This window comes from Candidatus Methylobacter oryzae (genome assembly GCF_003994235.2).
In the GTDB taxonomy this organism is placed as follows: Bacteria; Pseudomonadota; Gammaproteobacteria; order Methylococcales; family Methylomonadaceae; genus Methylobacter_A; species Methylobacter_A oryzae.
Window position 1 is genome coordinate 14,727 of the sequence record NZ_RYFG02000078.1, and the last position, 14,629, is coordinate 29,355.

10 protein-coding genes are annotated in these 14,629 nt (G+C 53.2%); 4 read left to right on the forward strand and 6 right to left on the reverse strand.

Annotation, left to right across the window (positions count from 1 at the left end; genetic code table 11):
• Window positions 1-16: 16 nt before the first annotated feature.
• The 6 genes from EKO24_RS08250 to EKO24_RS08275 all read right to left on the reverse strand — a co-directional run bounded on the left by EKO24_RS08250 (window position 17) and on the right by EKO24_RS08275 (window position 6,817).
• Complete coding sequence (locus EKO24_RS08250; protein ID WP_127029924.1) at window positions 17-322, reverse strand: DUF3240 family protein; 306 nt, start codon at window positions 320-322, stop codon at window positions 17-19.
• Window positions 319-3,381 (reverse strand): efflux RND transporter permease subunit, encoded by a 3,063-nt coding sequence (locus tag EKO24_RS08255; RefSeq protein WP_127029923.1) that lies wholly within the window; start codon window positions 3,379-3,381, stop codon window positions 319-321. The genes EKO24_RS08250 and EKO24_RS08255 overlap by 4 nt, the downstream gene beginning before the upstream one ends.
• Window positions 3,381-4,487 carry an efflux RND transporter periplasmic adaptor subunit gene (locus EKO24_RS08260; RefSeq protein ID WP_127029922.1) on the reverse strand — a complete coding sequence of 369 codons (1,107 nt, stop codon included), beginning with the start codon at window positions 4,485-4,487 and terminating at the stop codon, window positions 3,381-3,383. The genes EKO24_RS08255 and EKO24_RS08260 overlap by 1 nt, the downstream gene beginning before the upstream one ends.
• A complete protein-coding gene (locus EKO24_RS08265; protein WP_127029921.1) occupies window positions 4,484-5,758 on the reverse strand; it encodes a TolC family protein in 1,275 nt (424 codons plus the stop codon). Before EKO24_RS08265 ends, EKO24_RS08260 begins: the two co-directional genes overlap by 4 nt.
• Window positions 5,759-5,857: 99 nt before the next feature.
• A complete protein-coding gene (locus EKO24_RS08270) occupies window positions 5,858-6,208 on the reverse strand; it encodes a DUF3147 family protein (protein ID WP_127029920.1) in 351 nt (116 codons plus the stop codon).
• Window positions 6,209-6,316: 108 nt separating this feature from the next.
• Window positions 6,317-6,817 carry a hypothetical protein gene (locus EKO24_RS08275; RefSeq protein ID WP_127029919.1) on the reverse strand — a complete coding sequence of 167 codons (501 nt, stop codon included), beginning with the start codon at window positions 6,815-6,817 and terminating at the stop codon, window positions 6,317-6,319.
• Window positions 6,818-7,512: 695 nt separating this feature from the next.
• Between EKO24_RS08275 and EKO24_RS08280 the strand changes: the two genes are divergently transcribed.
• The 4 genes from EKO24_RS08280 to EKO24_RS08295 all read left to right on the forward strand — a co-directional run bounded on the left by EKO24_RS08280 (window position 7,513) and on the right by EKO24_RS08295 (window position 14,452).
• Window positions 7,513-8,949, forward strand: coding sequence for a TolC family protein (locus EKO24_RS08280; protein ID WP_127029918.1), 1,437 nt, complete (start codon window positions 7,513-7,515; stop codon window positions 8,947-8,949).
• Window positions 8,950-8,952: 3 nt separating this feature from the next.
• Window positions 8,953-10,128, forward strand: a complete 1,176-nt coding sequence (locus EKO24_RS08285; RefSeq protein ID WP_127029917.1) for an efflux RND transporter periplasmic adaptor subunit — start codon at window positions 8,953-8,955, stop codon at window positions 10,126-10,128.
• A complete protein-coding gene (locus EKO24_RS08290; RefSeq protein WP_127029916.1) occupies window positions 10,125-13,235 on the forward strand; it encodes an efflux RND transporter permease subunit in 3,111 nt (1,036 codons plus the stop codon). Before EKO24_RS08285 ends, EKO24_RS08290 begins: the two co-directional genes overlap by 4 nt.
• Window positions 13,236-13,537: 302 nt before the next feature.
• The gene (locus EKO24_RS08295) at window positions 13,538-14,452 is read left to right on the forward strand and encodes a Tim44 domain-containing protein (RefSeq protein WP_127029915.1); all 915 of its coding nucleotides are present in this window, start codon (window positions 13,538-13,540) and stop codon (window positions 14,450-14,452) included.
• Window positions 14,453-14,629 lie beyond the last annotated feature (177 nt).

Below are 14,629 nucleotides of genomic sequence, written 5' to 3' on the forward strand. Positions count from 1 at the left end.
TGGCGAAAAAACTCTTTCAAATCACCCCGCCATCAACCACCGGCATCACCCAATACCGAATCCCGGCCCCCGCAAACTCGCTCTTCAACTGATCCAACAACGCGGCCAGCCGCTGCTCCGGCACATACATCTGGAAGCGGACTTTTTTCTGCCGGCCGGTGACCTGCTCGGCCAGCGACAAGCCGATGTTCCGATGGTCGTGCGAATAAACAGGAAAACTGCTGAAACCGTGTTCCGATTCCAGCGTCAGCAGGCAATCGACGATTTCCTCCTCCAGCGCCGACGGCACGTTCAGCGTGACCAGGTATTCGGTGACATTCATAGCTTCGCCTCCTTCGGCAGGCCGTACAATTTAAACAAAATCGGCAACAGGAATAACGTCAGCGACGTCGACGACACCAGGCCGCCGACGACGACTATCGCCAGCGGGCGCTGGATTTCCGAACCCGGTCCGGTCGCGAACAACAGCGGAATCAAGCCGAACGCGGCGATGCTGGCGGTCATCAATACCGGCCGCAGCCGCCGCGCGGAACCGACCTGCACGACTTTGACCAAATCCATGCCGGTCGCCAGCAACTGGTTGAAATAGCTGACCATCACCACGCCGTTCAACACCGCGATACCGAGCAACGCGATAAAACCGACCGACGCCGGCACCGACAAATACTCGCCGGACAGCCACAGCGCGAACACGCCGCCGATCATCGCCAGCGGGATGTTCGACAGCACCAACACGGCCTGGCGGATCGAGCCGAACGTCGTGAACAGCAGCATGAAAATCAGGCCCAGCGACACCGGCACGACCACCGACAGCGTCGCCGCGGCGCGCTGCTGGTTTTCGAACTGGCCGCCGAATGCGACGGTATAGCCGGTCGGCAGCTCGATTTTGTCGGCCACGGCTTTGCGCGCTTCGTCGACGAAGCTGACCAAATCCCGGTTCATCACGTTGGTTGTAATCACGACGAAGCGCTGGCCGCGCTCCCGGCCGACCGACACCACGCCTTCGACTTTCTCGATTTTGGCGATTGCGGTGACCGGCACATGCGCGCCATCTTGCAAAGTGATTTGCAAGTTATCGAAGTCCGCAACGTTACTCGCGCCGCGTAAAATCAACGGCGTGCGTTTGATGCCTTCCTGCACGATGCCCAGCTTCAAACCTTCGATCTGCGCGCGCAACAGCGTTTCGACGGTGTCGCTGTCCAGGCCTAAGCGTCCGGCCGCCGATTTGTCGATAGTCAGCTGTAAAAATTGCATCCCGGCATTTTGCCTGACGAACACGTCGCTGGAACCGTTGATGTTTTTTAACAGCTCGGCGATGTGCTGGGCTTTTTCGTTCAACACGGCCAGGTCGGTGCCGAACAATTTAACGGCCACGTCGCCGCGCGTGCCGGTCAGCATTTCCGAAACGCGCATTTCAATCGGCTGGGTGAACTGGTAGGCGATGCCCGGTATCTGCGCCATGACTTTGCGGATTTCCTCCTGCAATTCCTCCTTGCTGTCCATGCGCCATTCTTTTTTCGGCTTCAGTATCAAGAACGTATCGGTATCGTTCAAGCTCATCGGGTCGAGCCCAAGTTCGTCGGAACCGACGCGGGCGACGATGTCGGTGATTTCAGGGATGTTCGCGCGCAGGCTTTTTTGCACCTGCATATCCAGCGCGACCGATTGGTCCAGCGTGATCGACGGCAGTTTTTCCAATTGCAGGATGATGTCGCCTTCGTCCATCGTCGGCATGAACGTGCTGCCCAGCTGGGTGAAAATAATCGCGGTCAGCGCCAATAATGAGCCGGCGCCGATGAACACTTTCTTGCTGTTGTCCAGGCACCAGGCCAGCGCCGGCTGGTAACGCTGCTGCAACTGCCTCGGCAGCCACGGTTCTTCGTGCGACACTTTTTTCAGCAGGTAGGATGAAATCACCGGAATCGCCGTCAGCGACAGCACCAGCGAACCGCTCAGCGCGAACACGATCGTCAACGCGACCGGCGTGAACAGCTTGCCTTCCAGTCCTTGCAAGGTCAGCAGCGGCAAAAACACGATGATGATAATCAGGATGCCGGACACCACCGGCGCGGCGACTTCGCGCGTGGCGCGGTAAATTACGTGCAGCCGGGGCAGGCGCTGGGCTTTTTCGACATGCGCCAAATGTGTGATCAGGTTTTCGACGACAACGACGGCCGCATCGACCAACATGCCTATCGCAATCGCAAGGCCGCCTAAGCTCATTAAGTTGGCCGACATGCCCATGTAGTTCATTAAAATAAACGTGAACAACGCCGCCAGCGGCAGAGCCAGCGCGACTACCAGCGCGGCGCGCAGGTTGCCCAAAAATAAAATCAGCAACACGATAACCAAGGCAATAGCTTCGAGCAGTGCGTGCAAAACCGTGTCTACCGCTTTGTCAACCAAATTGCCGCGATTGTAAAAAACCTTCGCCTCAACCCCTTTAGGAAAACCGGGACTGATTTCAGCCAGCTTTTTCTCTATACCGGCAATGGTTTGTCTGGCGTTGGCGCCGCGCAAACTCAGCACCAGCCCGGTAACGGCTTCGCCTTCGCCGTTCTTGCTGACCGCGCCGTAGCGAGTCAATGCGCCGATTTTAATCGTCGCGACATCGCCGACAGTAATCGGGATGCCGTTTTTGTTATCGACGACAATCACGCTGACGTCGTCCAACGTCTTGATCCGGCCTTCGGCGCGCACGATCAACGCCTCTTCGCCATCGCTGATACGGCCGGCGCCGTCATTACGGTTATTGTTTTGCAGCGCGGCGGTCAGCTGGTCAATGCTGACGCCCCTGGCCGACATCCGGGTATTATCGGGGATGACCTCGAAACTCCTGACCAGTCCGCCCAATGAATTGACGTCGGCAACGCCCGACACGGTACGCAATGCGGGGCGTATCACCCAATCCAACAGGCTGCGGCGTTCCATCAAGCTTAAGCCGCCGCCTTCAATCGTGAACATGAACATTTCGCCCAGCGGCGTCGTCATCGGCGCAATGCCGCCTTCGACGGCCGCCGGCAAGCTGCCCCACATTGTATTCAAGCGTTCGGCAATTTGCTGCCGCGCCCAATAAATGTCGGTGCCTTCCTTAAAATCGACGGTAATGTCGGTCAGCGCGTATTTGGCGATAGAGCGCAGCATGGTTTGATGCGGGATGCCGAGCAACTCGACTTCGATAGGCGCGGTGATCCTGGCTTCGACTTCCTCCGGCGTCATGCCGGGCGCTTTGACAATCACCTTGACCTGGGTCGGCGACACTTCGGGAAAAGCGTCAATCGGGATGTTGGTGAACGCGTAATAGCCGCCGCCGGCCAGCAACGCGACCAGCAGCAATACCATCAGCCGCTGGCTCAGCGCAAAACGAATCAATGCGGACATTATTCTTCGCTCCCCAGGCCCAGCCAATTCGCTTTCAGCGCCACTGCGCCTTTGACGGCGATATCCTCACCATCGGCCAGTTCGCCGCTGACGACCGAATCGTTATCCTGCTTACCGATGACTTCGACCGGCACGACGGAAAAGCCTTGTTGCGTGCGCACGAACACGAACGCCTTGCCTTCGTTTTGCGCAATCGCCGTATTCGGGACTTTAAACGCGGCTTTAGCGATCGCCTGGATAATCCGCGTGTTCAAGCGTTGTCCCGCGCGCAGCGACTCCGCATGCGCCTGCACGATAGCTCGCGCCAGGATGGTCTGGTTTTCCGGGTTGACGCTTTGGCCCAGCAACGCGATCTTGGCGTTGGCGTCGGAGTTTTCGGCCTGTACTTTGTCGCCTATTTTGATGCTGGCCGCGCGTTCCTGCGGAATTGCGATTTCCAGCCACAGCTCGTCCAGGTTCGCGATCCGGTACAGCGGCGCCATCATGTCGATATGCGTGCCGACCGCGGCCATGCGCTCCATGACCACTCCGGCGATAGGCGAGCGGATGTTCAGTTCGCGGCTCAATTTATGGGTTTTGTTAAATTGCGCAACATCGGCCGGCGTCATACCGGCGATTTCCAGCAATTGCCGGTGCTCATCGGCTTCGGACACGGCCGAGCGGTATTCGGTGCTGGTTTCCTGCCAGCGCCGGTCGGAAATCACGCCTTCCTGCAACAGTTTTTTGTCGCGTTGGTAGACTGCCGTCGCCAGTTCCATTGCGCTGGCGGCTTTCAGGTAATCGCGCTGCAAGGTCACAAAATCCGGGCTGTTGATCTGCGCCAGCACTTGGCCTTTGGCGATTTTATCGCCCAGTCCTGCGTTCATTTTTTCGATGAAGCCGGCCTGCGACGTGCTGACGGTATATTCCTGTGACGGCGGCACGACGACTGTGGCCGGTGCGGTCAGCAGCGGAAATTGCTTGACCGGCTCCGGCTTACCGAGCTGGATGCCGAGTTTGTCGATGTTTTCCTGGGAAATCCAGACGCTGTTGTCAACGGCGTGGGCGGTAAAAGCGGACAGCGACAACAGCAGCACGGCGGCCGGACGGAAAAAATACATGCTCATGGCGTCACTCCTACGGCCTGGTTATAAAGCGCAATGTCGCGCTGTAGCATCACGGCGCGTTGCTTGGCGTTCAATACGGCTTGCTGGGTACGGGACTGGATTCTGAGCAAATCCATCAGGTTGATTTCGCCGACCGCGAAACTGGCTTGGGTCATTTTCAGGTGATCCTCGGCGACTTGCCTTAACTCGTTGGCGATGCCGACTTCGACGCGGTTGACTTCGAGGTTATGCTCGGCTTCGTGGTGCGCTTGTTCCAAATCGCGGGACAATTGCGCGCGCTCGGCAACCAGCCGGTTCAACTCGACGTTGACGGCGGCCAAGTGCGGCGCCAGATGCGCGCTGCCGCCGAACGGCACGGTCACGCCGATGTTGAAGCTTGCGGTATGGTTACTGCGCTCGTCGCTGGTGAACTGGTCGCTGTTGACGCCGACGGCGACGTTGGTCTGGCCGGAACCGATCAGCCTGACCGACTCCAGTTCGCTTTGCTTGCGTTCGACCTGGTTGTTCAGCGCGGCCAACATCGGATGGTTATGCTGGATAGTTTTGATGTCGGCCAGTTTTTCCTGGTAATTGGCCGGAATTTTGGTCAGTTGGGTAATCGTCGTGTAGCGTTTGCGGGCGTGCATCAGCTCGGCTTCGGCCTGGGTTACCGCCGAACGTTTTTGCAGCGCTTCCGATTGCGCCAGCAACAAGTCGGCCCGGGGCAAATCGCCCAGCTCGACACGCCGCCGGACTTTGGCGACCAGCTGCTCGGTAACGTCCAGCTCGATTTTCGCCTGCTCGTAGCGGATGCCGGCCAAGTCCATATTCCACAACGCGGACCTGACCAAGCCGGCCACGCGCAGTTTGACCGCTTCCGCTTGCGAGGCGGCGCTGTTGCCGGCCAGTTTGGCGAGCTGTTGTTCGGCATCGCGCTGGCCCGGATTCCACAACGGCACCTGCACGTCGCCGTCGATATAATGCAGCGTGCCGCTGGTCGCTTCCTGGAAACGCAGCCCGAACTGGGGCGCTCCGGCGGTCCAACTGTCGCCGCGCTGTTCTATCGCCTTGGCTTCGTCTTCCAATGCGTTAAGCCAGGTTATATCGGGGTATTTTTCTAAAGTGACATCGACCAGTTTGGATAAACTCAACGCCATGTCGGTTGCAATCGGGTCGTGATGTTCGACAACATAGGCCGGACCGGCGACGCTGAGCGATATTGCCGTAAAAAAAATAATATTCCCCAGCAGCAACCGAGGGCTGAGCCTTCCGGAAAGGTTCAAAAAAAACATAGGTTAAACTCGATGCGGCGCTAACCGCGTTGTAAAAATTTTATGAAAAACTGGCATATCCGACTGTATCAATACAGTTCATAAAGGAATTTTCGATAGTTACAATTTAATACCATAACGCATCAATATTTTGATCATGAAGAAATAGCATCCAGCCGCCGCCGACATTGACAGCCCCAAACTTAGGTAAAAATTAAGTCCTTTCTTTAGCAAAACAGGCAGGCTGATAAAAAAAACCAGCGATGGGAGAACCAACCAAAAAATATTGATTGCTAAATCGGACACTTTCGCGACATCCCGAGTCTCAATGTACAGCCAGAGTATCGCTAAAATGGATATCAGCGGCATTGAGGCAAATAGGGCGCCAATCAGTGTGCTTCGTTTCGAGAGTTCCGATATCGCCACGATAAGCAGGCTTGTGGCAATCACTTTGATTATTGTGTAGCTCATTTATGCCGCCGTTATTCTATTCCCAGAATAATGGGAATACGCTCAATGCGGTTTTGACCGCGCTAATGCAAGGCACGGTAATCATGCCTTTATGCTGTGAAGAAAGGCTTATTGTGCGGGAGGCGCGCGAGGAGAAAGTGATGGGACAAACAACCGGCATACAACCTGTGTTGATTGCGGCGAAAAATTAATGTCAAAAGGAGATATTGCGGTTTTAAATAGTGCGGCCTGTTGATGCAGATACTGACTATCGTCTAAATCGACAGCGGCATTAATCTGCCTGTCTTTCATGCCCGCATCGACGCCGACTATGATGCCTTCGACCGCCGGGGATGGCGGTCGGGACAGCTTGCGGTTGTCCTCGGCATTGGCTTGATCCGCGGCGCTTAGGAGTGCCGCAAGCGGCCGGGAACCGATGCGATCAAAATCGAAATCGTGATTTGTTGCCCCGGACATAAAGGCATATTGTCCAACACCATAGATTTCAAGACCGGGAACATGGAGTCCGATGCCTGAAACTTTTTCGCCGGCATGCGCATGCACCAACGGTGCAATCAATTGCAGTATTGCCAGAAAAATAACGGTAAATTTACGTACTGTTGTAAACATGCAGAACAATAGTTATGCTATTAAAGATGTTTTATTTTCAATGTGTTATTAGTGGATTTTAAAGGACAACAGGTTTATTAAGCTGCCGATTTTACTTTCGGCATAAAGCTTAATGTACCATAAATCTATCTTGCCGATTCATATTCGGCAGCATTCTACACATATTTCAGGCCGAGACCCGCATAATAAAACTTCGCTTTAAATATTCTCCGGAATGCAGGGCGTATGAGAGCGGGGTATTTTTTAACTATTGATGAGCTTATAGTACGGTTGAAAAACTAAAGAAAAAGGTTGATTTCAACCTTTGGTTTCTGGCGGAACTATCCGGAATGTATTGCTTATGCAGTAATGTGAGTTGATTTTGCTCAGTTTTTTGCGATGGCAATTGTGGCATGGAAATAGCTTATTAATCATAGCCTTTAAGTCTTTTTTCACGGCCAATATGCATCCAGTTATGTGGCGATAGACCTAATTTAACAAATGTTTAACTTACATTTTTTAGATAAACGTTATTATGTGCCGGATATTATTCTTGGTAAGTATTTCTGTATGGCTGTTTTTATGCTCAATTTTTTTATTAGAAAATAAGTGATCCGCATCAAATTTGTTAATCATCGGCGACTAATTTAATCAATACCTTAATACCAAGAATAGCGAACTTAAACGGTCCGTCGCCAATACTATTGTTACCGATAATGAATAAAATCACTAAATTCGAACATCAATCGATATGTCTGTTCGTCTTGTCTTTTTTAAATGCATGTAGCGTTCAAGAATACCAACCTGCCGCTTTGCCTGTCTATACACAGAAAGTTGAATTACCAGCTATAAAGCCCGTCACTAAAGAAAAACCGGCCTTGCCTGAGAACAAGCAAGTTTTGCCGGAAAAACCAGTGCCGATACTTAAACGCCAAGCGCAAGAATTTAATCTAAATCAAGCCGTGCAAACCGCGCTAAAAGCCGATCCGGTCATTTTGGCCGCCTTTGAAGGCATTAATCAGGCGGAAGCGGACTTAATTACGGCCGGGCTACTGCCGAATCCCGACTTTTCCGCCGGCGGTTCGTTAATTCCCCTGGATAAACGCTTTACTGTCGACCGGCAAGGCGGCCCGCCGCAAATCGATGTCGGCGTTGCGATGCCTATCGACTGGTTTTTATTCGGCAAGCGCGCCGCTGCGATAGTTTCCGGCCGGCTTGGGGTGGACGTTGCTGCCGCCGATTTTGCGAATACCTTGCGCCTTAGAATAGCCGGGACCATTGCTGCGTTTTATACGGTGCTTGAAGCGCAGGCGATGCTGCAACTTGCCCAGGAAAACCAGGACAACCTGACCAAGACGGAGCAGATTATCCTCAACCGGGTATCGCTTGGCGGCGTGGGTACCATTGAAGCGGACCGGATTCGATTGTCCATTTTCACCAGCCACCGTGACATTCATGCCAGGGAGCTTGAATTAAATGCCGCATTGAATCAGTTGCGTGCTTTATTAGGCATTGCGGACGATATTCCGGTTGCCGTTAAAGGAACCTTGGAAGTTGCATCGCCGGTTAAACCGTTTTCGATCGATACGGCTTTTAAATGGGCCGAAGAGAACCGCCCCGACCTGGCTTCCATGCAACGGCAACTGGATAAAGCCGGCGCGGATGTAGCGTTGGAAGAAACTAAAGCCTACCCGCAAGTGACCCCGAAAGTTGGCTTGACCCGGCAATTCCAGCAGCAGGCAATCGGTTTTCCCGACGCGAATTCCTGGGGCGCGGGCGTTGATATTACCATGCCTATTTTCGACCGGAACCAGGGCAATATCGCCAAGGCAAAATCCGTTTTAACGCAGTCGCAATTCAATCTTCAAACGCAACGGGTCAATTTGCGCAGTGAAATCGATCAGGCCGTCAATACTTACGCCTCGGCTTATCAGATACTGGTCAATGACGATCCCGGCCAGTTGGAAGCGGCTAAAAACGTCCGCGACAAAATCAACCAGGCCTATGCGCTGGGCGGAAAAACGCTGATAGAAGTATTGGATGCGCAACGTATTTATCTTGAAACCTATCGAATGCATATCACCGGCCGTTCCAATTATTGGCATTCTTTATATCAACTCAACGCCGCTATCGGTAAAGACATATTGCAATAAATTATGAGTTCTTTATTCCGCTTTAAACTCAATCTGCCGCCAAGCGGTTTCGCGCGTTCGATAATCTACTTAATACCTGTTGCCATGCTGATGCTTGGAGCATGGCAACAGACCGAAGCCGAACAAAAGCCTCTCGACAACTCTGCCGTCGTAAAACTGGTAGGGCCCCGGACCATTGCCGTGCAGCCGGGAAGCTTATTGGAGCAGAAATTCGATATTTTCGAAGTGCAAAAAGAGCAAATAACCACGCCGCTACTGCTGGTGACCGGCGCCGTGGTCGCACGTTTACCGGCCGGTTCCAGCCCCATGGAAGACCGCTGGCAGTTTAACAGCATTGAGCTTTCCGGCGTTTATGCGGACTGGCAGCGAGCCCGCGCTGAAAAAGAATTTAATGCCAAACGTTTGGTAAAAATCCGGGAACTTACCGCAGCGCAATATAACTCTCAGAAATTGGCGGTTGACCGGCTACGGAAACTGGTAGCGACCGGAACCGAAGCCATCAGGGATTTAACTGCCGCCGAAGCCAATTTGCTGCAAGTGCAACTGGAAGGGCAAAAATCGGTATATGAAGCCGAAACGGCGCTGACCGTAGCAACTCGGAGCCGCGCCGCCTTGGAAAGAACATTATTGCAGGAAGGCGTTGATCCGCTGTTATTGGAGAATGCCACGCCGGGTACTTCGTTAATCATGGCCGATGTGCCGGAATTAAGGATTAGCTGGGTATCGGTTGGACAAGCCTGCGTTACCAAGTTTTACGGGCTGCCCGAGCAGACTTTTATCGGCAAGGTAAAAAGCCTTGCCCCGACTTTATCGGCTCAGCGTCATACCTTGCGGGTATTTTTCGAGTTACAGGATACCAACAATCAATTCAAGCCGGGCATGTATGCGGAAATCGGTTTAGGCACCGATCCGCGCGCGGCGATATTGGTGCATACCGACGGCGTTTTGCACAGTGAAAACGCGGATTTCGTATTTATTGGCGACGGCCCCGGCTTATGGCGTATTAGAGAAGTGCAGGTCGGCGAAAGCATCGGCGACCGCGTCGAAATCCTCAAAGGCTTGGAAGGCGGAGAGCGGATTATCGGCAACGGCGCGATATTATTAAAGCCTATGCTGGTGCAGGCTTTGGTAAACGACGATGCTAAAAAAGAAATGCAAGCGGAAGGCGTAAAACCATGATTCCGCAATTGCTCAACAAGGCGATGCATTATCGCCTGACCGTTTTAGGCGTTACGGTTGTTATCCTGATTTTGGGCTTATGGTCTTTTTCGCGGATGCAAATCGACGCTTACCCGGATATTTCCGCGCAAATGGTGCAAGTCATTACCACTTATTCGGGACGAGCCCCCGAAGAGGTAGAACGCCAAGTAACGGTGCCGATAGAGATCCAGATGCGTAGCGTGCCGAAAGTGACTACGATCCGTTCGCGAACCATTTTCGGTTTGTCTGTCGTGCAGCTGATTTTCGAAGAAGGCGTTGACGCGTATTGGGCCAGGCAACGCATACAAGAAAAGCTGACCGGCCTGGATTTACCCGCCGGAGCTTCGGCGGAATTAGGGCCGTTGGCAACGGCTTACGGTGAAATCCTGCGTTATGAATTAGTTTCGGACGGGCGCTACGATCTTACCGAACTCCGCTCAATCCATGATTGGATAGTGACTCCGCATTTACTGCGCGCTTCGGGAGTCGCCGATGTCACTAACTTCGGCGGCTTTGAAAAGCAATATGCGGTGCTGATGAATCCGGCGCAATTGCAGCGCTTCGGGCTATCGCTAACCGATGTCGTCGATGCGATCCAGAGCAATAACGAAAGCGCCGGCGGCAGCGTCTTATCGAGAGGCAGCATGTCTTTTGTGATTCGCGGCCGGGGCGCGCTGCAAAACGTTTCCGAAATCGGCGACATTTTTATCAAGTCGTTCGGCGGCACGCCGATCTATGTCCATGACGTTGCCGATGTTGAAATCGACGCTAAAGTGCCTTCCGGCATCTTAAGCAAAGATCGCAAAGACGAAACCATTGAAGGCATTGTGTTGATGCGGCGGGGAGAAAATACCTCGAACGTTCTCGATAACGTTAAAGCGGTTATCGGCGAACTAAACCAGGTTGACCTGCCCCAAGGCGTTAGTATCGTGCCTTTTTACGACCGCTCGGTGCTGGTTGAGAATACGCTGCATACCGTAGGCCACAGCGTCTTGCTGGGTATTTCGCTAGTCACCCTGGTATTGCTGTTTTTCCTGGGCCGGCCTTCGCTGGCTTTGCTGGTCGCCTTAACCATCCCTTTCTCGCTGTTGTTTGCGCTGGTGTTGATGAATGCTTTCGGCATTCCGATTGGGTTATTGTCTATCGGCGCTATCGATTTCGGCATCATCGTCGACGGTTCGGTGATCATGGCGGAAAACATCGCCCATCGCTTACATGAAGCCAGCCGTAAAGAAAGTCATAGCGGCATTGCTAAAACGGTGTTAACCGCTTCTTTGGAAGTTGAACGGCCGGTGTTTTTTTCAATTTTGATGATTGTCGGCGCTTTCTTGCCTTTATTAACGCTGACCCATATTGAAGGCTTGCTGTTTCGGCCCATGGCATTAACGATCTTGTTTGCGCTGTTCGGCGCGATGCTGTTCGCTATTTTCGTAGTGCCCGCTTTGGCCAGCCTGTTGTTTCGGAAAGGTTATCAAGACTGGGAAAATCCGGTTTTAACTTGGCTTTATCCGCGTTACTCCGCGTTGCTGGAAACTCTTTTGCGCTACCGTTGGCGTACTGTCGCGATAGCGTTCATGGTTCTGGCCGGCAGTTTGACGATAATCTTGCCCCGGCTGGGCACGGAGTTCCTGCCCTATATGGACGAAGGCGTTGTTTGGGTGCGCGCCAATTTTCCGGAAGGAACGGCGCTGCAGCAAACCTCCAAATTCGGCCAGCGCTTGCGTGAAATTGCGCTGGAATTTCCCGATGTCGATTTTATCGTTGTCCAGGCGGGCCGAAGCGACAGCGGCACCGATCCTTATCCGCCCAGCCGGATAGAAATGTTGATCGGTCCGAAACCGAAAGATCAATGGGTGCAATTCACCCGCAAGCAGGAATTAGTCGCTGCTTTGGGGAATCGCTTCCGGACAGAGTTTCCGACTACGCGCTTTAATTTCACCCAACCTATTATCGACAGTGTGACTGAAGATGCCAACGGTACGTCGGCGAATCTTGCGGTTGAGTTTTCAGGCGCCGATTCGACGATTTTATTGAACTTGGCGCGAAAAACCCTGGATTTATTGAAAAAGGTGCCGGGATCGATGGACGTCAGCATTGAACAGGAAGGGCCGCAACCGCAGTTAGTGATAAAACCGGACCGTTCCCTGTGCGCACGCTACGACATCAACGTGGAAGACGTGACCCGCTTGATCGATACCGCAATCGGCGGCTCGCCTATCGGTAATCTGTTCGAAGGCGAGCGCCGCATCGATATTGCCGCGCGTTTTGCCCACGAATATTTACGTTCGCCCGCAGCGATCGGCCGATTGCCTGTTTATAACTCCGAAGGCATTCCTATTCCGTTGGCCCAGGTGGCGCATATTGACATTATCGATGGCCAGACATTAATTGCACGGGACGACGGCCGGCGCCGGTTAACGGTGCGCACCGACATTGTCGGCCGTGACCAGGGCGGATTTGTGGCCGAAGCGCAACGCCTTTTTAAACAGGAAATTAAAGTGCCCAGCGGCTATCGTGTTGCATGGCTGGGCATGTTTGAAAACCTGGAACGCGCCGGACAGCATTTTAAAATCTTGGTGCCGGCCAGTATCGGGGTGATTTTTTTGCTGTTGCTGGTCACTTTCGGATCATTACGCGCCTCGTTGACGTTGCTGCTGGCTATTCCGTTTGCGTTTGTCGGGGGGGCGGCGGCGCTGTATTTCCGCGAGATGAACATCAATGTTTCTTCAGGCGTGGGCTTTGCGGCGGTTTTCGGCGTTTCTATCATGAATGGCGTGCTGATGGTACGCACCATCACCGAATTAAGGCTGGGCGGAACGTCATTGGAACCGGCCATTATCCAGGGTTCTGTTCGCTGCATACGGCCCATTTTGATCGCTTCATTGGTGGCTATTCTGGGCCTGGTTCCGGCATCGCTGGCTACCGGCCTAGGCTCGGACGTACAGCGTCCGCTAGCGACAGTTATTGTTTGGGGTTTGTTTAGCGCGACAGGGATGACTATTTTATTAATACCGGTTCTTTACCGATTATTCGAACCCAAAATAGAAATACCCAGCGCGGAAGAAATGGAGCTGGATGAAGTTTAAATGCCTGCCGCGCCCCTGCGGGCATTTTCCCGGCGAAAGCTCCGGTGCTCGGCGCGGTAAACGGAGGCCCATCCTTGCCGCAATAAGCGTGTATTGTTCAACGGAGATGGTTAGCAGTGGATTAGTCGAGAATTGCTCTAATTTTCTTCGCGTGCCTAAGCCCGGTTGCCGTTTCAACAAGATCGCAAGACATTTACGTAATGCTGAAACCGTATGCTCAATGATATGCTAGTTAAAGACGAATTAACTTGTTGCGTAATTATTCGCCCGATAATCTGTGAAATTTAACTTTGTGAGTGCGTATGAACAAATATACCGGAATTATTGCTTTATTAATCGGTCTTTCCTTGTCTTTAGCCGGAATGTCGGACGCCAATGCCAAGCGTTTCGGTGGCGGCAGCTCTTTCGGCAGCCGGCCTTCCTATAGCGCGCCATACCAACGCTCGGCAACTCCGCCTGCGCGCCCGGCCAACCAACAACAGCAAGCCGCGACGCAAAATCCGGCCGCCAACCCTGTCCGCAACAACCGTAGCGGTTTGATGGGCATATTAGGCGGTTTGGCATTGGGCGGATTATTAGGTTCGATGTTGGCCGGCGGCGGCTTCAACGGCATTAATTTTATCGATATTCTTGTTTTCGGCGGCATTGCCTTTTTACTGTACAAGTTGTTTGCGGCTAAAAAAGCGGACTCTGCGCAGCAGCCGGCCTATCACCGTACAGCCGATAACAGCTATCAGCCGCCGCAATCAAGCCAGACTGGTCCGGCCGGTTTTAATACCGATATTTTGTTCGGCAATAACCGCGACGCCGCATCCGAATCTCATCGTCAATCCGCAGCCATGCCTGCCGGCTTTGACGAACAAGCCTTCCTGGCTGGAGCCAAGATAGCGTTTACTAATCTGCAAAAAGCCTGGGACGATAGAGATTTCGCCGAAATCAGGGGCTTAACAACGGATAAGATATTTGCCGATATTCAGGATCAGCTTAAAGCATCCACTGCCGAGAATCGCACGGAAGTGCTTAGGCTGGACGCGGAGTTGCTGGAAGTCAGGGAAATCGGTCCGGAACTTGAAGCGACGGTGTTGTTCGATACCGTGATGCGCGAAGACAACAATGCCCAAGCGCAGCAAGTCAGGGAAGTCTGGCATTTCGTTAAACCGAAAGCCGGCATTCAACCTAACTGGTATCTGGACGGCATTCAGCAATTGGAAGATTGATTATTAACTGATGTTACGCACCGTCCACGAAAGGCACGAAAAATATCAGCCGTAGATTGGCCGCTTGTAGCCGGTTAGACCTTCCGGGTTTTTACTGGAGCCGCTCCCGGCAGCTCCAGCACTTCTGACCTCCATGGATGGAGGAAATGCCGAGGACTGCCGGGAGCAGTCTCGGTC